Below are 20,615 nucleotides of genomic sequence, written 5' to 3' on the forward strand. Positions count from 1 at the left end.
TAGATGGTGCGGCGCGAGATGCCGAGCGCGTTCGCCGCGGCCTCCTTGTCGTCCTTGTAGAAGGCGAGGGCACGCAGGATCAGCTCCTTCTCCACCTCGGCGAGCTGCGGGATCGCCCCGCCGCCGCTCATCGGCGCCGCCGACAGGACGCGGTCGCTCGCGAGGCTCGGCAGGTCGGCGAGCGTGATCTGCTCGCGCGCGCCCATCGCGTACGCGCGCTCGAGGAGGTTCTCGAGCTCGCGCACGTTGCCCGGGAAGTCGTAGCCCTGCAGCGCGGTGACCGCCTCGGGCGTGATGCCGCGGAGCTCACGGCGGAAGCGCCGGTTGAAGCGGCGGATGAAGTAGTTGGCGAGCGCCTGGACGTCTTCGCGCCGCGCCCGGAGCGGCGGCAGGCTGACCCGGACCACGTTCAGCCGGTAATAGAGGTCCTGACGGAACTTCTCCTCGGCGATCGCGCGGTCGAGGTCGCGGTTGGTCGCGGCGATGACGCGCACGTCGACCACGTACGCCTTGGTCGAGCCCACGGGGCGGACCTGCATCTCCTGGAGCACCCGCAGGAGCTTCACCTGCAGCGCGGGCGAGAGCTCCACGATCTCATCGAGGAAGATCGTCCCATCGTTGGCGCCGCGGAAGAGCCCGACCGTGTCGGACACCGCGCCGGAGAACGCGCCGCGGACGTGGCCGAAGAACTCGGACTCGAGGAGATCCGCGGGGATCGCGCTGCAGTTGACGGGGACGAACGGGCCCTTCGCGCGCGGCGAGAGGCGGTGGATCGCGGCGGCCACCAGCTCCTTGCCCGTGCCGCTCTCGCCCTCGATGAGCACGGGCGACGAGGTCGGGGCGACCTTGGCGATGATCTCCTTCACGCGCTGCATCGGCCCCGAGTTGCCGACGAGCTCCGTGACGGCGAGCTCCTCGCCGAGGCGCTCGCGGAGGTCGTGCACCTCGCCGCGGAGGAAGCGGCGCTCCATCATCCGCACCATGAGGTGGCGGAGCTCGTCGAGGATCACCGGCTTCGAGAGATAGTCGTACGCCCCCTCCTTGAGCGCCTCGACGGCCGAGGTGATGGTCGGGTAGCCCGTCATCATGACGATCTCGATGGACTCGTCGTGGCGCTTGATCTCCTTGAGGAGCTCGAGGCCGCTCATCTCGGGCATGCGGATGTCGGTGAGGACGGCATCGAACATCTCGCCGCGCACGGCCTCGATCGCGTCGGTGCCGCTCGAGGCGCACTTGACCTGGTACCCCCACTGGGTCAGCGCTTCCTGCAGGAGGCGCAGGATCGAGGGCTCGTCGTCCACCACCAGGATCTTGGCCATTTCCATGGGCGTGAGAGACTTTAGCATAAACTGGTGTCAAACTGACAAGGTATTCCGGAGAGATCAAGAGACCCGATCTTGCGTCGGAGTCGCTGCCATGTTAGCGTGGCTGTTGACTTTTTAACGAGGAGACATCGTGCATGGCTGACGTCGCGACCGTCCACCTCACCGAGCAGAGCTTCGACGAGACCCTGAGCCGACAGCACGGCCTCATGATGGTGGACTTCTGGGCCGAGTGGTGCGGGCCCTGCCGGGCGATCTCGCCGGTCCTCGAAGATCTGACTCGCGAGTCCGCCGGCAAGGTCACGCTCGCCAAGGTCAACGTGGACGAGAACCCCGGCCTCGCGGCGCGGTACGGGATCAGGTCGATCCCGACGATCCTGTTCGTCAAGCAGGGGAAGGTCGCCGACCAGGTCATCGGGGCCGTGCCCCGGGCCAAGATCAAAGAAAAGCTGGACGCGCTCGCCTGAGGCACCCCGGGCGGGGACCGCATTAGTACCTCGGGCATAGGCATCCCGTCTCTCTCTCCAAGCCGAGACGAGTTCCGGTCTCTCGCGGCGCGGGGGAACCTCGTCCCGGTGTTCGCCGAGCTCCCGGCCGACCTCGACACGCCGCTGTCGGCCTACCTGAGGCTCCGGCCCGGGCCCTACGCGTTCCTGCTCGAGTCGGTCGAGGGCGGCGAGGTTTGGGCGCGGTACTCCTTCCTCGGCGCCGACCCGCTGATGGTGCTGACGGCGAAGAACGGCCGCCTCACGCTCAGGCGCGGGACGCGGACGGAGCGCCTGCCCGACGGGAACCCGCTCGAGGCGGTCCGCGACCTGCTCCGTCAGTTCCAGCCGGTGCCGGTGCCGGGCCTCCCGCGGTTCCAGGGCGGCGCGGTCGGCTACCTCGCCTACGACATGGTCCGCCACATGGAGCGGCTGCCGCGGACCACCGAGGACGACCTCGGGCTGCCCGACGCCGTCTTCATGTTCACCGACACGCTGCTCGTCTTCGACAACCTGCGCCACCGGCTGCTCGTGATCGCGAACGCGGTGCTCGACCGCCGGGACCCCGCGGCGCTCGACCGCGCCTACGACCGCGCGGCCGTGCGCATCGGCATGACGCTCGCGAAGCTCGCGCGCCCCGCGCGCGCCCCCGCGCCCCTCACGCTGCCGTCGCACGCCCCCCTGCTCGCCCAGGGCGAGGAGGGCTTCACCTCGACGATGAGCGAGCAGGAGTACACCGACGCCGTCCGGCGCGCGAAGGAGTTCATCACCGCCGGGGACGCCTACCAGATCGTCCTGTCGCGCCGGCTCGACTGCCGGCTCGGCGCCGACCCGTTCACCGTGTACCGCGCGCTCCGGACCATCAACCCGTCGCCGTACCTCTTCTTCCTGCGGCTCGGCCCGACCACCCTCGTGGGCTCCTCGCCCGAGGTGCTCGTCCGCCTCGAGGGCGACCGCGTGGACCTCCGGCCCATCGCGGGCACGCACCCGCGCGGCGGCACGGAGGCGCAGGACCGCGAGATCGAGGACCGGCTCCGCACCGACCCGAAGGAGCGCGCCGAGCACGTCATGCTCGTGGACCTCGGGCGCAACGACGTCGGGCGCGTGTCCGAGCTCGGCTCGGTCACGGTGACGGAGTTCATGGCGATCGAGCGCTACTCGCACGTGATGCACCTGGTGAGCCACGTGACGGGCCGGCTCCGGGCCGGCACCGATGCGCTCGGCGTGCTCCAGGCGTGCTTCCCCGCCGGGACGCTCACCGGCGCGCCGAAGATCCGGGCGATGGAGATCATCGACGACCTCGAGCCCACCCAGCGGGGGCCGTACGGCGGCGCCGTCGGCTACGTCTCCTATTCGGGCAACCTCGACTCGTGCATCACGATCCGCACCGTCGTCTGTCACGGCACGCGCGCCTCGGTGCAGGTCGGCGCGGGGATCGTCGCCGACTCGGACCCGAAGACCGAGTGGCTCGAGACGCGCTCGAAGGCCCAGGGGATGCTGCTGGCGCTGCGGATCGCGGCGGGGAGCCGGCGGCGATGATCCTCGTCATCGACAACTACGACTCCTTCACCTACAACCTCGTGCAGTACCTCGGCGAGCTCGGCGCGCGGCTCGAGGTGGTGCGCAACGACGCGCTGGACGTCGCGGGCGTCCTGGCGCTCGGGCCCGAGCGCGTCGTCGTGTCGCCCGGCCCGGGCAACCCCGACCAGGCCGGCGTCTCCCTCGAGGTGATCCGCCGTCTCGGCCCGACGACGCCGATCCTCGGCGTCTGCCTCGGCCACCAGGCGATCGGCCAGGCGTTCGGCGCGACCGTCGCGCGCGCGAAGACGCAGATGCACGGCAAGACCTCGGCGATCCGCCACGACGCCCGCGGCGTGTTCGCGGGGCTCTCGAACCCGTTCGTCGCCACGCGCTATCATTCCCTCGCGGTGCTGCGCGAGACCGTGCCCGACGACCTCGAGATCACGGCGACGGCGGAGGACGGGGAGATCATGGGCCTGCGTCACCGGCGCTATCCGGTCGAGGGCGTGCAGTTCCACCCCGAGTCCATCCTGACCGTCGAGGGCAAGCAGCTCCTGAAGAACTTCCTGGCGCTGGCGCGCTCATGACGGGGCGGGCCACCGAGCGCCGGCTGATCGAGATCGTCCGCCGCGCCGCGGGGCGCGGCCCGGGCGTGCGGGTGGGCATCGGCGACGACTGCGCCGTGCTCGAGCCCGGCGCGGGGCGCCTCCTGCTCGCGACGACCGACCTCATGATCGAGGACGTCCACTTCCGGCGCCGGTGGGCCACGCCCGCCGACCTCGGCTGGAAGTCGCTCGCCGTGAACCTGTCCGACATCGCGGCGATGGGCGGCCGGCCGCGCTGGGCGCTGATCGCCCTCGCCTGCCCCGACGGCGTGAGCGTGGAGGACGCGGAGGCGTTCTACGCCGGCCTGCTGGCCCTGGCCAGCGAGCACGACGTCACGGTCGTCGGCGGCGACACCGCCGCGTCGCCCGCGGGCTGGATGGTGAACGTGACGCTGCTCGGCGAGGCCGCCGCCAAGCCGCTGCTCCGCTCCACGGCGCGCGCGGGCGACGTCATCGCGGTCACCGGCGCGCTCGGCGGCGCGGCCGCGGGGCTGGCGCTGCTCGAGCGGCCGGCGGCGCCCGCGGGCGTGGCCGCGGCGGCGCTCGACGCCGTGCGGGCCGCGCACCTTCGGCCGCGCCCGCGCGTGCGCGAGGGGCAGTGGCTCGCGGCCGCCGGGGGCGTCACCGCGATGATCGACCTCTCCGACGGCCTCGCCACGGACCTCGGTCACGTCGCCGAGGAGAGCGGCGTCGGCGCGCGCGTCCGCCTCGCTCAGGTGCCCGTCGCCGACGGCGCACGCGCCGTGGCCGCGGCGCTCGGCCACGACGCGCTCGCCTGGGCGACGGGCGGCGGCGAGGACTACGAGCTCCTGCTGACGTGCGAGCCGGGCGCGCTCCCACGGCTCGCCGCCGGCCTCGCCGAGGCCACGGGCGCGCGGCTCACCGCGATCGGCGAGGTCGCGGCCGCCGGCGAGGGCGTCCGCTACACCGACGCCGCGGGCCGCGAGGTCCAGGTGGCGCCGGGGTTCGAGCACTTCGTCACGGGGCGGGCGTGAGCGACAACCTGTTCGTCAAGCTCCTGAGCCTCGTCGTGTTCATCGTCTGCTCGGGCCTCCTCACCGGCGCGGAGGCGGCGTATTTCTCGCTCGGCCGCGCGCGGCTCAAGCGCGTCGCCGCCGAGGGCGCCGGCGCGGCGCAGCCGCTCATCGAGCGGCCCCACGAGCTCCTCGTCACGCTGCTCGTCGGCATCACCCTGATCAACATCGCCGCCTCGGCGCTCGCCGCGCTGATCGCCGACCAGGTGTTCGGCCACAGGTGGGTGCTCCCCGTCCAGATCCTCGGCACGATCCTTATCCTGACGACCTTCGGCGAGGTCCTGCCGATGACCCTCGCGGTCAAGTATCCGGAGCGGTTCCTGGCGCTCGTCGACCGCCCCGTCGGCTGGCTCGGGCGGCTCCTGGCGCCGGTGCGCGCCCTCCTGGCCGCGCTCAGCGAGCTGACGGTCCGGCTCATCGGCAGCGAGCGCCGGGGGCAGCCGGAGCTTTCCGAGGAGGAGCTGCGGACGCTCGTGGACGTCGGCGCCAGCGAGGGCGTGGTCGAGCGCGAGGAGCGCGAGATGATCCTCAAGGTCTTCGAGCTCGAGGGCACGCTCGTGCGCTCGCTGATGGTGCCGCGGCCCGACATGTTCTGCCTGGACGTCGCGACGCCCGCGGACCGCATCCTGCCCGCGCTGCGCGAGCAGCTGCACTCGCGCGTGCCCGTCTACGAGGGCTCGATCGACGTGATCGTGGGCGTCCTCTACACCAAGGACCTCCTGCCCTACCTCGAGGGCCTCCCGCCCGACTTCGACCTCCGCGCGCACCTGCACCCGCCCTACTTCGTGCCGGAGTCCAAGCGCGCCGACGCCCTCCTGCAGGAATTCCAGGCGAAGAAGCTCCTGATCGCCATCGTCGTGGACGAGTACGGCGGGACGGCGGGGCTCGTCACGCTCGAGGACCTCCTGGAGGAGCTGGTCGGCGAGATCGCGGACGAGTTCGACGAGCCGGAGCGGCTCATCCAGCGGGTGGACGCGAGGACTTTCCGCGTCTCCGGGAAGCTGCCGATCGACGAGCTGAACGCGGCGACGGGGCTCAGCGTCTCGAGCGAGTCGTACGACACGGTCGGCGGCTGGGTCCTCGATCTCTTCGGGCGCGTGCCCCGGCGCGGGGAGCGGAAGCAGACCCCCGAGCTCGTCGTGACCGTCGAGAAGGTCGAGCGCACCCGCGTCGTCGAGGTGCTCGTGGCCCTCAAGAAGCCCGTCTCGGGCGAGGTCGCGGCGTGACGCCGATGCTCTGGCTCGCCGCGCTGTGCCTCCTGGCGACGATGTTCTTCTCCGCCGCCGAGATGGCCTTCATCGCCGCGAGCCGGCACCGCCTGCGCTACCTCGCGGAGGAGGGGAACCGCACCGCGGCGCTCTACCTCGAGGCCTTCCGCCAGCCCGAGCGCGTGCTTTCGACCGCGATGATGGGCGTGACGGTCGCCCACATCGTCGCCGCCTCGGCCGTCACGTGGAGCCTCCTGCCGTTCCTCGGCGGCCTCGCGCCCGTCGTCGTGACGCTCCTGCTCACGCCCGTGATGCTGGTCTTCGGCGAGATCATCCCCAAGGCGGTCGCGCGGGAGTGGGCGACGAGTCTCATCCTGCGTCTCTACCAGCCGCTCACCTGGGCGGCCGCCGCGCTGCTGCCCTTCGTCGCCTTCGCCAACGTGGTCGTCCGCTCCGTGCTGCGCGTCTTCGGCGCGAGCGGGCCGGACACGCGCGCGTTCGTGTCCCGCGAGGAGCTGAAGGCGCTGCTCCAGATGGAGCCGGGCGAGGCGGCCGTGACGACGCAGGAGGCGGAGCTGATCGACAACATCTTCGACCTCGGCGACACGACGGTGCGCGAGGTCATGGTGCCGCTCGTCGAGGTCGCGATGCTCCCCGAGACCGCCTCGCCCCAGGACGCGATCGCGCTCATCCGCCAGCGCGGCTTCTCACGCATTCCGATCTACCGGCTACGGGAGACCAGCATCGTGGGCGTCGTCGCCGCGATGGACCTCCTGAGCCGGGGCACCTCGGTGAGGACGCTGGCGGAGCTCGGGCGCCCGCCGTATTATGTGCCGGAAACGAAACGGATCGACGACCTGCTGCGCGAGATGCAGCGCGCGCGGACCCACATGGCGGTGGTCGTGGACGAGTACGGCGGCTCCATCGGCATCGTCACCCTCGAGGACGTCCTCGAGGAGATCGTCGGCGAGATCCGGGACGAGCGCGACCGGACCCCCGCCGCGGTGGAGCGCCTGCCCGACGGGAGCTACCTCGTGGCCGCGCGCGCGAACGTGGACGAGCTGAACGAGGCGCTCGACTGGTCCCTGCCGAAGGAGGACTACGAGACGGTCGCCGGGCTCGTCCTGGCGACGCTCCACCGCATCCCGCGCGTGGGCGAGGAGTTCCAGATCCCGGGCTACACGATCACGGTGCTGGAGGCCGACGCGAGACACGTCACGGCCGTGAAGATCGTCCCGACCCCGTCGCCCAAAGGAGGCTCCTGAGCATGGCTGGCAAGATGGTGGAGTACCCGTCGAACGGCTCGAAGACGTCCGCCTACCTCGCGACGCCCGCGTCCGGCAAGGGCCCCGGCGTCATCGTCATCCAGGAGTGGTGGGGCCTCGTCGGCCACATCAAGAAGGTGTGCGACCGGTTCGCCGCCGAGGGCTTCACCGCGCTCGCGCCAGACATGTACCACGGCAAGACGGCGGACGAGCCCGACGGGGCCGGCAAGCTCTTCATGGCGCTCAACATCGGCCAGGCCGAGAAGGACCTGCGCGGCGCGGCCACGTACCTGCTGGGCCAGTCGTCCACGAAGAAGCTCGGCGCCGTCGGCTTCTGCATGGGCGGCCAGCTCGCCCTCTTCGCCGCGACCCTGAACCCCGCGGTCGGCGCCTGCGTCAACTTCTACGGCATCCACCCGAACGTCAAGCCCGACTACTCGAAGCTCACCGGCCCGGTGCTCGGGCTCTTCGCCGAGAAGGACGGCTTCGTGACGCCGCAGGTCGCGAAGGACACCGACGCGGCGATCAAGAAGGCGGGCAAGCAGTCGGAGATCAACATCTACCCGGGCGTGGACCACGGCTTCTTCAACGACGACCGGCCTGACGTCTACAACAAGCCCGCGGCCGCGGACGCCTGGACGCGAACGCTGACCTTCTTCCGCAAGAATCTGAAATAGCCGCGCCACGCTGCTGAGACGGCAACGGGGGACGGTTCCGAGCGAGCCTCCCTCGTTGCCACGTTCGTACGAACTGCCCCTCGTCCATCCTCGACTTCACCGGAACTGATTCAGGAGACGGCAGTGCCGTGGCCGAGACCGGAGTTTAGGGTTCGGATGTGAACCTACGCTCGGCAATCTCCGCAGCGGTAGCCAACCGGATTCGGACCCGTGTTTGAAGTCACGACCTTTTTCGCTATAAGTCGCTGCAAGTTTGGCGCTGTTTCGCGTCATCTGCATACTTGCTTCGAGGAGGTACAGCTCGCCGCGCTTCGCGTCTTCTGGGCGTAGCCGTCGGCCGTGATTACACCGGGTTCGAGTTGGCCATCCCGAGCAATCAGTCGTTTGAGGAGGCCCGTCTCACGGAATGCGAGGATCTTGCTCTCGATTTCTTCTTGAAGCTTCGGGTCCTCGGGATCGGCGTCTGCCCCAACGTCAATAATCGTGAGGCGATCGATGATGAGACGACCAAGCTCGATGTTGTAACAGAGATCCCGAGCGTCGATCCGGATGACAGGGAGCTTGGTGCGCTGGCCTCGGAATGGAATCGTGTAGACGTCTCCCGTCGGCGCACGCAGGTGCCCTCGGACGATCTCAAGTCGCCGCGAGTTCACGGATCTCGTCTCTGCCATGTTGCCCTCCGGTCGCGCTTATCTACGCGGCGTACCTTCGCAGATAATCGAGGCTCCCCGGCAGATCGCGAATCATTCGAAGAAACATGTCCATGGCTGCCGTCTGGACGTTTCGGCCAGCCTCCCAGCGCGAGATTGTATTCGCCCCAAGACGCAGCAGCCGCGCCAGCTCGGCCTGTGTGAGACCGAATCGCTCACGAATCGAGCGGATTTCATCGGCAGACAGAAGCCCATACTTTCGTCGGTAGATCTCCAAAGCTCGCTGTCGAAGCTTTCTCGCGTCATCGAATCGCAAGACGACTTCATGGCACTTCGGACAGCTGAGATGCGGAGACTCCGGAACGGCAATCTCCTCACCATTGACCGGAAGTTTGAGCCTGCCTTTCTTCTCTCTCATCGGGGTGCCGCACTCCGGGCAGGCATCGTCAGGCAACACAGAACCCCGCTTCGTTCGCTGTACCGACCCGCTAATCGTCTTCATCACTGTGATCCTCTTCTTCGTGAAACGAGATGACAACGCAATCGGAGCGAAGGACGACCTTCACGTAGACGACGACCGCGCCGACGGACGGCTTGAACACGTACATCCATTCACCGGTCTTCTTCGAAACGAGGCGCTCAACGAGATCGCTCGGCGCAAGGTTCGCCAGCACGTCCCCGGCGTCTTCCTCGTCGAGTCCCATATCGAGAGCCGCTAGCTCCTGGAGTGCCTTCATCGTGAAGCGCACCTTCCGCCGAGCCGCCATCTCGCGGATTCTGGCAAGAACCGCCGTGAGCCATCGACGCTGCGTTCACTCTTTGGTGAGATTATGCATATGGTGAAATCATAGGGCAAGCCTAAACTGTGGGGCGCCCGATGGCCCGGGCCTGCAATCATCGATATCGATCACCATCGTCTTCGAGGCTGATTGGGTCGCGTAAACCCTTCCCACCAACTGTTCCTCGGCAACACGGGTTCGATTCCCCAACGGGATTCGAACCCCGTGTTTTCATCGAGGTCACGTTTTCGCCGCAATTTCCGGCCCGACGTCTACAAGAAGGCCGCGGCCACGGACGCCTGGCGGCACACCCTGGCCTGCTTTCGCCAGCACCTCAAGTAGCCGGGGCCGCGGGAGGCTCTCGTCGTCTCCCGGCAGAGCCTCGCTCAGGGGAGCGCGGCGAGCACGAACTTCTGGTCGGCCCGCAGCACGCGGGCCTCGTCGAAGAGCAAGGCCCGTGCGCGGGCGAGCCGGGCCCGATTCTCGGTCTCCGGCCGCGAGTCGTCCACCAGGACCGAGCGGGCGGGATCGAAGAGGACGTCGTGGCGGACCAGCAGGTGGGTGATGCCCGCGGCCCGCGCCCGGGCCCGGAGGTCGGCCGCGCTCCCTGCCTCGGCCACCCACTGGCGGAACGTGTAGTCCTCGAACAGGTAGTCGCCGACGTAGGCCCGCTCCAGGTGATAGGTGTCCCGTCGCACGTCGATGAGCCAGACCGTGGCGTCGGTCGGCAGCGTCTCGTTGATGAGCCGGTAGTATGGATAGTAGTCGAGCCGACGGGTGAGATACGCGTCGCGCGGCTCGGTCCCCAGGACCACGCGGAGCGGGTCGTCGCTGACGAACCAGGCCAGGATCACCAGCTGGCCGCCCAGCGTGGCGGTCAGCAGTGCGCGGGCCAGCACCCGCCCGTTGTCGGCCAGCGCGGCGGCGGCGCCGGCGACGGCGAGGGCCCAGAGCGCCATAGCGGGCAGCAGATAGCGGAGCACCTGGGCTGAGAGCGCCCACCAGACGAAGAGCCAAGCGCCTCCGGCCGCCGCGATACCGAGCTCGGCATCGAGCCGCCGACGCCAGAGCGCGAGCGCGACCAGCGGCGTGCCGGCGAGGAAGGCGAGGCCGCAGACGCTCTCCCATTCCAATGGTGTTTCTCGCCGCCCCATCAGCGCGAGCCGCACTGGCAGCAGCAGGTAATCGAGCGGGCCCTTGGGGTCGCCGCCGTACTGGGCGTTGAAGGCCTGGAACAGGACGGAGCGCGTCTCGTCCCAGCCGAGCGCATGGCCCGGCCACAACCCGGGGAAGAACGGAAAGAGCGGGCTGCCGGTGAGGAGCCACGTGCGGAGATACCACGGGCTTCCGATCAGGAGCCCGGCGGCGAGCGCGCCTAGGCCGGCGGCGGCGAGGCGCGCCCCGTCCCGTCGTCCCTGGGCCCGGTACACGGGGAGCAGCACCAGAAGAACCAGGAGCACGAGCGCGGCGGCGGCAAGCGGCTTCACGGAGAGCGCGAAGCCGAGCGCCAGGGCGAGCTCGGCCAGCGTGGCTACGCCTCCGCCGGTCGACCAGCGCGCGGCGGCGCGGAAGGCAAGCACCACGTAGAGGGCGAGCGCTAGATCGACGTACGAGGCGCCTGCGACCTCCCACGCGACCGGGGCGGAGGCCATCAGCGCGGCGCCGGTGAGGGCGGGGCCCCGGCCGAGGCCGCGCTCGCGCGCCCAGCCATACACGACGGCCAGCAGCAGCGGGAAGTACGCGAACATCGCCGCGCCGAAGGCGACCTCTCCGGCCCGGTGACTCACCAGCCGGCCGAGGAGCATCCCCCAGACCCCGCTCATCTCGGCGCCGAGCGCGCGCAGACCCGGAATGTTGTAGGGCACATCCACGAGCGCGCCGGCCGCCAGCCAGGCTTTTGGGAGCGCGATGTGGTACTGCAGCGCGTCCTTCGCCGTGGGCGGGGCCAGCGCGGCGACGGCGGCGAGCGCGACCGGCAGCACGACAGAGGCCAACGCGAGCCGCGTGAAAAGTTCATCGCGCCGCTCAGTCGGGCACCGGCTGACCCGGGCGCGCCTGAACGCCAGGCCGGCCAGCCCGAGACCGGTCGAAAGCGCGACGACGGCCACCTCCGGCCGGTAGAGGCCGACCAAGCCGAGCGCGAGCCCGAGGTGCGACCAGAGGCCGGCGCCGAACGCGCAGCGCCTGGCCAAGGCGAGCGACGCCGACGGGCCGTCCCCGGCCGGACCGCCCCGCGCGACGAGCCGCAGGAGCAGGTCGCCAGCACCGTACCAGGCGACGAGGAGAAGGAGCGCCGCGCAGGCGCCGGCCGCGCTCTCGCGGACGCCCTGGACGCCCGGCAGGCCGCCGCGACCGAGTCCGGCCAGAAGCGCCAGAGCCTCTTCGGGGAGGCGGCGGAGCTCGATGCTCTGGAACCAGACGAACGCGAGGAGAAGTGCGAGAACGCCGGCAGCAACCGACAGGGAGCGGGCGTCGGGGGAACGCGTGAGGAACCTACGCCGACGCGGCGGCGGCCTTCTCCTTCTTCTTCCGCTTGCCGCCGGCGCCGGCCTCGCCCCGCGGCGCCTTCTCCTTCTTCTCCGCCTTCTTCTCCTTGTCCTTCGGCGCCTCGGCGCGGTCCACGAGCTCCAGGAGGACCAGCGGCGCGTTGTCGCCCGCGCGGTACCCCGTCTTGATGATCCGCGTGTAGCCGCCGTTCCGGTCGCCGAAGCGCGGCGCGATGGTGCTGAAGAGCTGGCCCACGACGCCGGTGTCGGGGACCATCGCGAGGACCTGGCGCCGCGCGTGGAGGGTGTCGCGCTTGGCGAGCGTGATCATGTGCTCGGCGAGCCCGCGCACGGCCTTGGCCTTGGCCTCGGTCGTCTCGATCCGCTCGTGGCGGAACAGCGCCACGAGGAGGTTCCGGAAGAGTGCCCAGCGGTGCGCGGTGACGCGACCGAGCTTGAACCCGGCGATCCGGTGCCTCATCGCGCCACTCCCGTGCCGCGCCCGAGCGCGCCGAGGACGTTCGGGTCGATCCGCATGCCGAGCGACAGCCCGAGGGCGGCGAGCGCGGTCTTGATCTCGTCGATGGACTTCTCGCCCAGGTTCTTCACGTGCTCGAGGTCGCCCTCGGCCTTCTGGACGAGGTCCACCACCAGGTTGATGTCGGCGTTCTTCAGCGCGTTGATCGCGCGGGCCGGCAGCGCCAGCTCCTCGAGGGTCTTGGCGAGCGCGTCGCGCAGGAAGGCCTCGCCGGAGGCGGCCTCGGCCGCCTCGTCCTCCGGCGGCGCACCGGCCGCGAGCGGCGCGAAGTGCCCCCTGAGGTACGTCGAGGCGCGCGTGAGCGCGTCGTCCGGGCTCACGGAGCCGTTCGTCCAGACCTCGAGGATCAGCTTCTCGTAGTCGGTGATCTTGCCGAGCCGCGACATCTCGACGTTGTACGTGACGCGCGTGATCGGCGAGTACGCGGCGTCGAGGCCGATCGCTCCCGCCGGGACCGGGCTCGTCTTCTTGTCCGCCGACTCGTAACCCCGCCCGATGCCGATGCCGAGCTCGACGGCCACCCGCGTGGCGGACTCGATCGTGAAGAGCGGCAGCTCCGGGTTCACGACCTCGACCTCGGTCTCGGGCACATCGGCGCCCGTCACGTCCTTGGGGCCGGTCACCTCGAAGCGCAGCGTCTTGGGCTCGCCGGACGGCACCTGGACGGCGAGCTTCTTGAGGTTCAGGAGCACGTCCACCGTGCTCTCCTTCACCCCCGGGATCTTCGTCTCGGCGTTCCGGACACCCTCGATCTTCACCCACGAGACCGCGGCGCCCGGCACGACGGCGAGCAGCGTCCGCCGGAGCGAGTTCCCGGCGGTGAGCGCGTAGCCCTTCTCGAAAGGCTCGGCGACGAGCCGGCCGTACCGGTCGCTCAGGATCTCCCACTCGACCTTCTTCGGCTTCTGGAACGGAATCCGTGGCATGTCTTGCGCTCGCCCTCTTTCCTACTTGCTGTAGAGCTCGACGATGAGCTGCTCGGCGACGGGGATCTGGATGTCGTCCCGGAGCGGGAGGCTCCGCACGACGCCCTTCCGCTCGTTCAGGTCGAGCTCCAGCCACTGCGGCACCTGGGACCGGCCCGCGTTCACGTTGTCGTCGAGACGCGCCTGGAGCTTCGAGGTCGGCCGGAGCTGGACGACGTCGCCCACCTTGACGAGGAAGGACGGCACGGACACCTTCCGGCCGTTCACCTGGAAGTGGCCGTGCGCGACCATCTGCCGGCCCTCGCGGCGGGAGGCCGCGAAGCCGAGGCGATGGACCACGTTGTCCATGCGGAGCTCGAGGAGCCGCAGGAGGTTCTCGCCCGTCACGCCCTTCTCGGCCTCCGCCCACTGGAAGTACGTGCGGAACTGGGTCTCGAGCACGCCGTAGATGCGCTTGGCCTTCTGCTTCTCGCGGAGCTGGATGCCGTAGGCCGTCGGCTTGCCGCGGTTCAACCCGTGCTGGCCCGGCGGATAGTTCCGGCGCTCGATCGCGCACTTGTCCGTGAAGCAGCGGGCGCCCTTCAGGAACAGCTTCAGGCCCTCACGCCGGCAGAGGCGGCACTTCGCGTCGCGATACCGCGCCATGGTCGCCTCCTACACCCGCCGCCGCTTGGGCGGCCGGCAGCCATCGTGCGGGATCGGCGTCACGTCGCGGATCGCGGTGATCTCGAGCCCCACGGCCTGCAGCGAGCGGATGGCGGCCTCGCGGCCCGCCCCGGGCCCCCGCACGAAAACCTCGACCTGCTTGAGCCCGTACTCCATGGCCTTGCGCGCGGCGAGCTCCGCCGCGGTCTGGGCGGCGAACGGGGTGCTCTTGCGCGACCCCTTGAACCCGGCGCTCCCGGCGCTCGACCACGACACGACGTTGCCCATCTTGTCGGTGAGCGTGACGATCGTGTTGTTGAACGTCGCCTGGATGTGCGCGATGCCCGTGCGCACCTCGCGCCGCTCCTTCTTCTTGCCGCCCTTCTTCCGTGGTGCCGGTTTCGTCTCGTCGGCCATGCCTTACGCTCCTGCCTTCTTGGGCGCCGCGGCCGTGGCGGCCGGCGCGGCCGCAGCCGCTGCGGGCGCCGCCGTCGGCGCCGCCGCCGGCTTCTTCCTCACCATCACCGCGCGCGTCTTGCCCTTCCGCGTCCTCGCGTTCGTGTGCGTCCGCTGCCCGCGCACCGGCAGCCCGCGCCGGTGGCGGATGCCGCGGTACGACCCGATGTCCATGAGCCGCTTCACGTTCATCGAGACCTCGCGGCGTAGGTCGCCCTCGACCTTCAGCTCGCGCTCGATGATGTCGCGCACGCGCCCCGTCTCGTCCTCGGTCCACGCCTTGACCCGCTTGTTCGGGTCGACGTGCGCCTTCTCGAGGATGCGCTTCGCGGTCGGGCGGCCGATGCCATAGATGTACGTGACCGCGACCTCGCCCCGCTTCTCCCTCGGCAGATCCACTCCCGCCACTCGTGCCATGTCCTGTCTCCGTCCTTCCCTGACGTTATCCCTGTCGGGCCTTGTGCCGCGGGTTCTTGCAGATGATGCGCGTCACGCCCCGCCGCTTGACGATCTTGCAGTGCTCGCACCGCACCTTCACCGACGGCCTCACCTTCATCGTCCCCGCCTTCTCACTTGAACCGGTACGTGATGCGCCCGCGCGTCAGGTCGTAGGGCGAGAGCTCCACCTTCACACGGTCGCCCGGCAGGATCCGGATGAAGTTCATCCGCATCTTGCCGCTCACGTGCGCGAGCACTTTGTGGCCGTTCTCCAGCTCCACCCGGAACATCGCGTTCGGCAGCGGCTCCACCACAGTCCCCTCGACCTCGATCGCATCTTCTTTGGTCATTTCCGCGTCAGCACCTCCGGCTCGCCCTCGGTCACCGCGACGGTGTGCTCGAAGTGCGCGGCCAGGCTCCCGTCCTTGGTGACGGCCGTCCAGCCGTCGTCGAGAATCCGGACCTCCCAGCTTCCCATCGTGACCATCGGCTCGATCGCGAGCACCATCCCGGGGCCGAGCTGCGGGCCGCGCCCCGGGTCGCCGAAGTTCGGGATCTGCGGCTCCTCGTGCAGCGCGCGCCCGATGCCGTGCCCGACGAAGGCGCGGACCACCGACAGGCCGTGGGCCTCGACGTGGGCCTGCACGGCGTGCGAGACGTCGGAGAGCCGGCGCCCGGGCCAGCACTCCTTGATCGCCAGGTCGAGGCTCTCGCGCGTGACGTCGAGCAGCTTCCGGACGCCCGGGTCCACCGGCCCGACGGGATGGGTGAACGCGCAGTCCGCGTAGTAGCCGTCCACGATGCAGCCGAGGTCCAGCCCCACGATGTCGCCGTCCTTGATCTTGCGCTGGGCCGAGGGGATCCCGTGGACGACCTCCTCGTTGATCGAGACGCAGACCGTCGCGGGGAAGCCGCGATAGCCCTTGAAGGCCGGCCGGGCGCCGCGCTCGGTGATGAACGCCTCGACGTCCTGGTCGATCTCGAGCGTGGACACGCCGGCCCGGACGGTCGAGCGCAGGCGCTCCATCACGTCGGCCAGGATGTGCCCGGCCTGCCGCATGAGCCCGATCTCGCGCGCCGACTTGAGCACGATCATCGCTGGGCGCCCGCCGCCCGGCGGATCGCCTGCCGGATCGCGTCGATCGGGCCCTCGGCGGCCACGGTCGTGAGGAGGCTCCGCTGCCGGTAGTAGTCGAGCAGCGGCGCCGTCTGGCGCGCGTAGACCTCGAGGCGGTTTCGCACGACCTTTTCGGTGTCGTCCTCGCGCTGGTACAGCTCGCCGCCGCAGCGGTCGCACACGCCGGGGGTCTTCGGCGGCGCCGAGACCACGTGGTACGTCGCCTGGCACCGGCGGCAGACGCGCCGGCCCGTGAGCCGCCGCAGCAGCTCCTCTTCCGACACGTCGAAGTAGATGACCGCGTCGAGGCCCTGGCCCGCGTCCTTGAGGAGCCGGGCGAGCGCCTCCGCCTGGGCGATCGTGCGCGGGAAGCCGTCCAGGATGAAGCCCGTCGCGGCGTCGGGCTTCGCCAGCCGCTCGCGCATGAGACCGATGATGACCTCGTCGGGCACCAGCGCCCCCTGGTCCATGTAGCGCTTGGCTTCGAGCCCGAGCGCGGCCCGCGCCGCGACGGCCTCGCGCAGCATGTCGCCCGTCGCCAGGTGCGGCACGCCCCACTCGCGGGCGAGCTCCCGCGCCTGGGTGCCCTTGCCGGCGCCGGGGGGTCCGAGAAACGCGAGGCGCATGCTCACCCGCGCGCGAACGCCCCGCTCGAGCGCGACTTCGAGCGCTTGAGGAAGCCCTCGTAGTTGCGCATGAGGAGGTGCGACTCCATCTGCCGCACGGTGTCGAGGGCCACCCCGACGACGATCAGCAGGCTCGTGCCGCCGAAATAGAACGGGACGTTGAACCAGCGGATGAGGTAGTCGGGGAGCACCGAGATGAGCGCGAGGAAGGTCGCGCCCGGCAGCGTGATCCGGGTGAGCGTCCGGTCGATGAACTCGGCCGTCTTCTTGCCCGGGCGGACGCCGGGGATGAAGCCGCCGTACTTCTTCATGTTGTCCGCGAGGTCGATCGGGTTGAACACGATCGCCGTGTAGAAGTAGGCGAAGAAGATGATCAGCCCCATGTAGAGGAGCGTGTACGAGAACCGCCCCGGCGAGAGCGCGTCGGCGATCGCCTGCATCCACGGGTGCGGGACGAAGCGCGTGAGCGTCGCCGGGAACAGGATGAGCGACGAGGCGAAGATGACCGGGATGACGCCCGCGGTGTTGACCCGCAGCGGGATGTGGGTGGACTGCCCGCCGTAGACGCGGCGGCCCACCACCCGCTTGGCGTACTGGACCGGAATCTTGCGCTGTCCCTCCTGCATGAGCACGACGGCCGCGGTGACCGCGACCATCGCCGCGACGATGATGAGGAAGACGACGAGCTTCAGCTCGCCGGTCGTCATCAGCGTGTACGAGGCGGTGACGGCCGAGGGCAGGCGGACGACGATGCCCGCGAAGATCAGGAGCGAGATCCCGTTCCCGATGCCCTTCTCGGAGATCTGCTCGCCCATCCACATGATCAGCGCCGTGCCGGCGGTGAGCGTCACCATCGTGAGCAGCCGGAAGCCCCAGCCGGGCGTCGGGACGATCGAGATCCCGTTCGGGCTGCGCATGCTCTCGAGCCCGTAGGCGATGCCGAGCGACTGGATGGCCGACAGGACGATCGTGCCGTAGCGGGTGTACTGCGTGATCTTCTTCCGTCCCGCCTCGCCCTCCTTGGCCAGCCGCTCGAGCGTCGGAACGACGACGGTCAGGAGCTGGAGGATGATCGACGCCGAGATGTACGGCATGATCCCGAGCGCGAAGATCGAGAGCCGTCGCAGGTTGCCGCCCGAGAAGAGGTCCACCATGCCGAGCAGCGTGCCCTGCACCTGGTCGAAGAACTGCGAGAGCGCGTGCCCGTCGATGCCGGGCGTCGGCACGTGGGCGCCGATCCGGTAGGCCACGAGCATGCCCGCGGTGAACAGCACGCGGCGCTTCAGCTCGGGGATCTTGAAGACGTTCTGGAAGCTCAGCAGGCCTTCGATCACGAAGCCGACACCCGGGCGCCGAGGACTTCCACCGTCCCGCCCTTCGCCTCGATCTTCGCGCGCGCCGACCCGCTGACGGCGTGCGCCTTCACCGTGAGCGCGTGGGGCACGTCGCCCTCGCCGAGGATCTTGACGCGCCCGGCGGCGCCCTTCTTGATCAGTCCCGCGGTCACGAGGGCGTCCGGGTCCACCACCGCGCTGGCGGCGAAGCCGCCGAGCGATTTCAGATTGACGACCGCGTACTCGGTCCTGCCCCCGTAGGGCACGAAGCCGCGCTTCGGCAGCCGCCGGTAGAGCGGCATCTGGCCGCCCTCGAAGCCGCCGCCCTTGACGCCGCCCGAGCGGGCGTGCTGGCCTTTGTGACCCTTGCCGGACGTCTTGCCGTGTCCGGAGCCCGGGCCGCGCCCGATCTTCTTGCGCGCCTTCGTGGCGCCCGGCGCCGGCCGGAGCTCGTCAAGCCTCATGGGTCACCCGAAGCATGTGCGGCACCTTGGCGATCATGCCCCGCACGGTCGCGCTGTCCTCGTGGACCACCTGCTGGCGGATGTGACGGAGCCCCAGCGCCTTGACGGTGGCCTCCTGCTTGGGCGAGAGGCCGATGATCGAGCGGAAGAGGGTGATCCTAAGCTTCTTGCTTGCCAACCGCCGCCTCCTCCGGGCCCGCCCCGTCGCCGCGCCGCCGCGCCGCGTGCAGATCTTGGAGCCGCTTGATCTGACGGAGCGCGTCGAGCGTCGCCTTGAGGACGTTGTGGGGGTTGTTCGAGCCGAGCGTCTTCGTGAGGATGTCCTGCACGCCCGCCGCCTCGAGGATCGGCCGGACGGCCCCGCCCGCGATGACGCCCGTGCCCGGGACGGCCGGCTTCAGGAACACGCGCCCCGCGCCGAAGTGGCCGGTGATCTCGCAGGGGATCGTCGTGTCCTTGAGCGGGACGAAGATGAGGTCCTTCTTCGCATGCTCGACCGCCTTGCGGATGGCCTCGGGGACCTCCTTGGCCTTGCCCAGCCCCATGCCCACGTGGCCGCGGCCATCGCCCACGACGACGAGCGCCGTGAACGAGAACCGGCGACCGCCCTTCACGACCTTCGCCACGCGGTTGATGGACACCACGCGGTCGTTCAGCTCGAGCACGCTCGGATCGATCCTTGCTCCCGCCACTCACCGCCTCCTGATCTCAGGCACGGCCGCCATTAAAACCCCAGCCCGCCGGCGCGCGCCGCGTCGGCCAGCGCCTTCACCCGCCCGTGATACTTGAACCCGCCGCGATCGAACACCACCCGCACGACGCCCTGCGCCTTGGCTTTCTCCGCGAGCAGCTCGCCGACCGCCTTCGCCGCGGCGACGTTGCCGCCCGTCGTGTGCCGGGCACGGAACTCCTTGCTGCGGCTGTCCACCGCCAGCACCGTCCGCCCGGCGTCGTCGTCGATGAGCTGCGCGTAGATGTGCTGGAGGCTCCGGTAGACGGCGAGCCGCGGCCGCGCGGCCGAGCCGCGCACGTATCGCCTCAGGCGATGGTGCCGGATGTCGCGCGCGACCTTCCGCTCCTTCGTGATCATTTCGCGCCCGCCCCCGCCTTCTTGCCGACCTTGCGGCGGATCACCTCGCCGGCGTACCTGACGCCCTTGCCCTTGTACGGGTCGGGCCGCCGCAGCACCCGGAGGCGCGCCGCGGTCTGGCCGAGCACCGCCTTGTCCGGCCCGCGCAGGGTGATCGCCGTCTGCTTGTCGATCTCCGCGGTCACGCCCTCGGGGAGCGGGAAGACGATGGGATGCGAGTAGCCGAGCGCCAGCTGGATCGCGCGCCCCTGCATCTGGGCGCGGTAGCCGATGCCGACGATCTCGAGCTTCTTCACGAAGCCGTCCTTGACGCCGCTGACCATGTTGGCGACGAGGGCCCGCGTGAGGCCGTGGAGCGCGCGCTCCCTGCGCTCGTCCCCCTGCCGGGAGATGAGGACCTGGTTTCCGTCCACCCTCGCGCTGAGCCCCGCGGGGACCGGCTGGGCGAGCTTGCCCTTGGGCCCCTCGGCGTGGACGGTGGCGCCGTCCACGTGGACCTTCACGCCCTGCGGGATCACGATGGGCTTGCGTCCGATCCGTGACATGCGCCCCTCACCACACGTAGGCGAGGACTTCCCCGCCCGTCTTCTGCTTGCGCGCGTCGCGGTCCGTGACGACGCCCCTCGACGTGGACAGGAGCGCCACGCCCATGCCCCCGAGGATCGACGGGATCCGGTCGTGCCTGACGTAGACGCGCCGGCCCGGGGTGGACACGCGCACGAGCCCCGAGATCATCCTCTCGTTGGCCGCGCCGTACTTGAGGTAGACGCGCAGCGTGGGCTGCTTGCCGTTCTCGAGCAGCCGGAAGTTCTTGATGAACCCCTCGTCCTTCAGGAGCTCCGCGATGCGCACCTTGAGCCGCGAGGAGGGGATGTCGACCTTCTCGTGCTCCGCCCGGCTCGCGTTGCGGATACGGGTCAGCATGTCGGCGATCGGATCGCTGCGCATG

The 20,615-nt window shown here is 70.0% G+C and carries 27 protein-coding genes and 1 pseudogene; 7 read left to right on the forward strand and 21 right to left on the reverse strand.

The window, feature by feature from the left end:
• Nucleotides 1-1,325 (reverse strand): sigma-54 dependent transcriptional regulator (locus VKG64_18410; protein ID HKB27014.1); only part of this gene is annotated, 1,325 nt, incomplete at its 3' end.
• A gap of 134 nt (nt 1,326-1,459) precedes the next feature.
• On the opposite strand from VKG64_18410, the gene trxA reads away from it, so the two are divergent.
• The 7 genes from trxA to VKG64_18445 all read left to right on the forward strand — a co-directional run bounded on the left by trxA (nt 1,460) and on the right by VKG64_18445 (nt 8,117).
• Nucleotides 1,460-1,789 carry a thioredoxin gene (gene trxA, locus VKG64_18415; GenBank protein ID HKB27015.1) on the forward strand — a complete coding sequence of 110 codons (330 nt, stop codon included), beginning with the start codon at nt 1,460-1,462 and terminating at the stop codon, nt 1,787-1,789.
• A gap of 108 nt (nt 1,790-1,897) precedes the next feature.
• On the forward strand, nt 1,898-3,346 hold the full coding sequence (gene trpE, locus VKG64_18420) for an anthranilate synthase component I (protein ID HKB27016.1): 1,449 nt from the start codon (nt 1,898-1,900) through the stop codon (nt 3,344-3,346).
• Nucleotides 3,343-3,915: an aminodeoxychorismate/anthranilate synthase component II gene (locus VKG64_18425; GenBank protein HKB27017.1), complete on the forward strand. Its 573-nt coding sequence runs from the start codon at nt 3,343-3,345 to the stop codon at nt 3,913-3,915. The genes trpE and VKG64_18425 overlap by 4 nt, the downstream gene beginning before the upstream one ends.
• Nucleotides 3,912-4,928, forward strand: coding sequence for a thiamine-phosphate kinase (gene thiL / locus VKG64_18430; GenBank protein HKB27018.1), 1,017 nt, complete (start codon nt 3,912-3,914; stop codon nt 4,926-4,928). The genes VKG64_18425 and thiL overlap by 4 nt, the downstream gene beginning before the upstream one ends.
• Nucleotides 4,925-6,193 carry a hemolysin family protein gene (locus VKG64_18435; protein HKB27019.1) on the forward strand — a complete coding sequence of 423 codons (1,269 nt, stop codon included), beginning with the start codon at nt 4,925-4,927 and terminating at the stop codon, nt 6,191-6,193. The genes thiL and VKG64_18435 overlap by 4 nt, the downstream gene beginning before the upstream one ends.
• Before the next feature lie 5 nt (nt 6,194-6,198).
• On the forward strand, nt 6,199-7,440 hold the full coding sequence (locus tag VKG64_18440) for a hemolysin family protein (protein HKB27020.1): 1,242 nt from the start codon (nt 6,199-6,201) through the stop codon (nt 7,438-7,440).
• 2 nt (nt 7,441-7,442) lie between these two features.
• The gene (locus tag VKG64_18445; protein HKB27021.1) at nt 7,443-8,117 is read left to right on the forward strand and encodes a dienelactone hydrolase family protein; all 675 of its coding nucleotides are present in this window, start codon (nt 7,443-7,445) and stop codon (nt 8,115-8,117) included.
• Nucleotides 8,118-8,386: 269 nt separating this feature from the next.
• On the opposite strand, the gene VKG64_18450 is transcribed toward VKG64_18445, so the two are convergent.
• From VKG64_18450 to rpsH, 20 genes and pseudogenes are all read right to left on the reverse strand, one after another.
• The gene (locus VKG64_18450; GenBank protein HKB27022.1) at nt 8,387-8,788 is read right to left on the reverse strand and encodes a hypothetical protein; all 402 of its coding nucleotides are present in this window, start codon (nt 8,786-8,788) and stop codon (nt 8,387-8,389) included.
• A 22-nt stretch (nt 8,789-8,810) separates the two neighbouring features.
• Complete coding sequence (locus VKG64_18455; protein HKB27023.1) at nt 8,811-9,269, reverse strand: type II TA system antitoxin MqsA family protein; 459 nt, start codon at nt 9,267-9,269, stop codon at nt 8,811-8,813.
• The gene (locus tag VKG64_18460) at nt 9,256-9,543 is read right to left on the reverse strand and encodes a type II toxin-antitoxin system MqsR family toxin (protein ID HKB27024.1); all 288 of its coding nucleotides are present in this window, start codon (nt 9,541-9,543) and stop codon (nt 9,256-9,258) included. Before VKG64_18460 ends, VKG64_18455 begins: the two co-directional genes overlap by 14 nt.
• 389 nt (nt 9,544-9,932) lie before the next feature.
• Complete coding sequence (locus tag VKG64_18465; protein ID HKB27025.1) at nt 9,933-11,738, reverse strand: hypothetical protein; 1,806 nt, start codon at nt 11,736-11,738, stop codon at nt 9,933-9,935.
• Between the two features lie 301 nt (nt 11,739-12,039).
• The gene (gene rplQ, locus VKG64_18470; protein ID HKB27026.1) at nt 12,040-12,513 is read right to left on the reverse strand and encodes a 50S ribosomal protein L17; all 474 of its coding nucleotides are present in this window, start codon (nt 12,511-12,513) and stop codon (nt 12,040-12,042) included.
• Entirely contained in the window at nt 12,510-13,496 is a 987-nt protein-coding gene (locus VKG64_18475) for a DNA-directed RNA polymerase subunit alpha (GenBank protein ID HKB27027.1), read from the reverse strand. Before VKG64_18475 ends, rplQ begins: the two co-directional genes overlap by 4 nt.
• Before the next feature lie 21 nt (nt 13,497-13,517).
• Nucleotides 13,518-14,141: a 30S ribosomal protein S4 gene (rpsD, locus tag VKG64_18480; GenBank protein ID HKB27028.1), complete on the reverse strand. Its 624-nt coding sequence runs from the start codon at nt 14,139-14,141 to the stop codon at nt 13,518-13,520.
• Between the two features lie 9 nt (nt 14,142-14,150).
• Nucleotides 14,151-14,558, reverse strand: coding sequence for a 30S ribosomal protein S11 (gene rpsK, locus VKG64_18485; GenBank protein HKB27029.1), 408 nt, complete (start codon nt 14,556-14,558; stop codon nt 14,151-14,153).
• Between the two features lie 120 nt (nt 14,559-14,678).
• Nucleotides 14,679-15,014, reverse strand: a pseudogene (gene rpsM / locus VKG64_18490) (30S ribosomal protein S13).
• 25 nt (nt 15,015-15,039) lie between these two features.
• Nucleotides 15,040-15,153, reverse strand: coding sequence for a 50S ribosomal protein L36 (gene rpmJ / locus VKG64_18495; GenBank protein ID HKB27030.1), 114 nt, complete (start codon nt 15,151-15,153; stop codon nt 15,040-15,042).
• Nucleotides 15,154-15,166: 13 nt separating this feature from the next.
• The gene (gene infA / locus VKG64_18500; GenBank protein HKB27031.1) at nt 15,167-15,385 is read right to left on the reverse strand and encodes a translation initiation factor IF-1; all 219 of its coding nucleotides are present in this window, start codon (nt 15,383-15,385) and stop codon (nt 15,167-15,169) included.
• The gene (map, locus tag VKG64_18505) at nt 15,382-16,131 is read right to left on the reverse strand and encodes a type I methionyl aminopeptidase (GenBank protein HKB27032.1); all 750 of its coding nucleotides are present in this window, start codon (nt 16,129-16,131) and stop codon (nt 15,382-15,384) included. Before map ends, infA begins: the two co-directional genes overlap by 4 nt.
• A complete protein-coding gene (locus VKG64_18510) occupies nt 16,128-16,778 on the reverse strand; it encodes an adenylate kinase (GenBank protein ID HKB27033.1) in 651 nt (216 codons plus the stop codon). Before VKG64_18510 ends, map begins: the two co-directional genes overlap by 4 nt.
• Nucleotides 16,779-16,780: 2 nt before the next feature.
• A complete protein-coding gene (gene secY, locus VKG64_18515; GenBank protein ID HKB27034.1) occupies nt 16,781-18,109 on the reverse strand; it encodes a preprotein translocase subunit SecY in 1,329 nt (442 codons plus the stop codon).
• Nucleotides 18,109-18,576: a 50S ribosomal protein L15 gene (gene rplO / locus VKG64_18520; GenBank protein ID HKB27035.1), complete on the reverse strand. Its 468-nt coding sequence runs from the start codon at nt 18,574-18,576 to the stop codon at nt 18,109-18,111. Before rplO ends, secY begins: the two co-directional genes overlap by 1 nt.
• The gene (gene rpmD, locus VKG64_18525) at nt 18,566-18,754 is read right to left on the reverse strand and encodes a 50S ribosomal protein L30 (GenBank protein HKB27036.1); all 189 of its coding nucleotides are present in this window, start codon (nt 18,752-18,754) and stop codon (nt 18,566-18,568) included. Before rpmD ends, rplO begins: the two co-directional genes overlap by 11 nt.
• Entirely contained in the window at nt 18,735-19,268 is a 534-nt protein-coding gene (gene rpsE, locus VKG64_18530) for a 30S ribosomal protein S5 (protein HKB27037.1), read from the reverse strand. The genes rpmD and rpsE overlap by 20 nt, the downstream gene beginning before the upstream one ends.
• Before the next feature lie 32 nt (nt 19,269-19,300).
• Nucleotides 19,301-19,666 carry a 50S ribosomal protein L18 gene (gene rplR / locus VKG64_18535; GenBank protein ID HKB27038.1) on the reverse strand — a complete coding sequence of 122 codons (366 nt, stop codon included), beginning with the start codon at nt 19,664-19,666 and terminating at the stop codon, nt 19,301-19,303.
• Nucleotides 19,663-20,211: a 50S ribosomal protein L6 gene (rplF, locus tag VKG64_18540; protein ID HKB27039.1), complete on the reverse strand. Its 549-nt coding sequence runs from the start codon at nt 20,209-20,211 to the stop codon at nt 19,663-19,665. Before rplF ends, rplR begins: the two co-directional genes overlap by 4 nt.
• A gap of 7 nt (nt 20,212-20,218) precedes the next feature.
• Nucleotides 20,219-20,614 (reverse strand): 30S ribosomal protein S8, encoded by a 396-nt coding sequence (gene rpsH / locus VKG64_18545; protein ID HKB27040.1) that lies wholly within the window; start codon nt 20,612-20,614, stop codon nt 20,219-20,221.
• Nucleotide 20,615 lies beyond the last annotated feature (1 nt).

The sequence above is a fragment of the Candidatus Methylomirabilota bacterium genome (assembly GCA_035260325.1).
Lineage (GTDB): Bacteria > Methylomirabilota > Methylomirabilia > Rokubacteriales > CSP1-6 > AR19.

Excerpts from the sequence above, each read along its gene's own strand:
- VKG64_18455 (HKB27023.1), bottom strand. The coding sequence starts at position 9,269 with ATGAAGACGATTAGCGGGTCGGTACAGCGAACGAAGCGGGGTTCTGTG.
- rplF (HKB27039.1), bottom strand. The coding sequence starts at position 20,211 with ATGTCACGGATCGGACGCAAGCCCATCGTGATCCCGCAGGGCGTGAAG.
- rplR (HKB27038.1), bottom strand. The coding sequence starts at position 19,666 with ATGATCACGAAGGAGCGGAAGGTCGCGCGCGACATCCGGCACCATCGC.
- VKG64_18475 (HKB27027.1), bottom strand. The coding sequence starts at position 13,496 with ATGCCACGGATTCCGTTCCAGAAGCCGAAGAAGGTCGAGTGGGAGATC.
- infA (HKB27031.1), bottom strand. The coding sequence starts at position 15,385 with ATGACCAAAGAAGATGCGATCGAGGTCGAGGGGACTGTGGTGGAGCCG.
- thiL (HKB27018.1), top strand. The coding sequence starts at position 3,912 with ATGACGGGGCGGGCCACCGAGCGCCGGCTGATCGAGATCGTCCGCCGC.
- trxA (HKB27015.1), top strand. The coding sequence starts at position 1,460 with ATGGCTGACGTCGCGACCGTCCACCTCACCGAGCAGAGCTTCGACGAG.
- rplQ (HKB27026.1), bottom strand. The coding sequence starts at position 12,513 with ATGAGGCACCGGATCGCCGGGTTCAAGCTCGGTCGCGTCACCGCGCAC.
- rpsH (HKB27040.1), bottom strand. The coding sequence starts at position 20,614 with ATGCGCAGCGATCCGATCGCCGACATGCTGACCCGTATCCGCAACGCG.
- VKG64_18510 (HKB27033.1), bottom strand. The coding sequence starts at position 16,778 with ATGCGCCTCGCGTTTCTCGGACCCCCCGGCGCCGGCAAGGGCACCCAG.
- VKG64_18450 (HKB27022.1), bottom strand. The coding sequence starts at position 8,788 with ATGGCAGAGACGAGATCCGTGAACTCGCGGCGACTTGAGATCGTCCGA.
- VKG64_18445 (HKB27021.1), top strand. The coding sequence starts at position 7,443 with ATGGCTGGCAAGATGGTGGAGTACCCGTCGAACGGCTCGAAGACGTCC.
- VKG64_18425 (HKB27017.1), top strand. The coding sequence starts at position 3,343 with ATGATCCTCGTCATCGACAACTACGACTCCTTCACCTACAACCTCGTG.
- rpmJ (HKB27030.1), bottom strand. The coding sequence starts at position 15,153 with ATGAAGGTGAGGCCGTCGGTGAAGGTGCGGTGCGAGCACTGCAAGATC.
- rpsD (HKB27028.1), bottom strand. The coding sequence starts at position 14,141 with ATGGCGCGGTATCGCGACGCGAAGTGCCGCCTCTGCCGGCGTGAGGGC.
- rplO (HKB27035.1), bottom strand. The coding sequence starts at position 18,576 with ATGAGGCTTGACGAGCTCCGGCCGGCGCCGGGCGCCACGAAGGCGCGC.
- VKG64_18440 (HKB27020.1), top strand. The coding sequence starts at position 6,199 with ATGCTCTGGCTCGCCGCGCTGTGCCTCCTGGCGACGATGTTCTTCTCC.
- map (HKB27032.1), bottom strand. The coding sequence starts at position 16,131 with ATGATCGTGCTCAAGTCGGCGCGCGAGATCGGGCTCATGCGGCAGGCC.
- rpsK (HKB27029.1), bottom strand. The coding sequence starts at position 14,558 with ATGGCCGACGAGACGAAACCGGCACCACGGAAGAAGGGCGGCAAGAAG.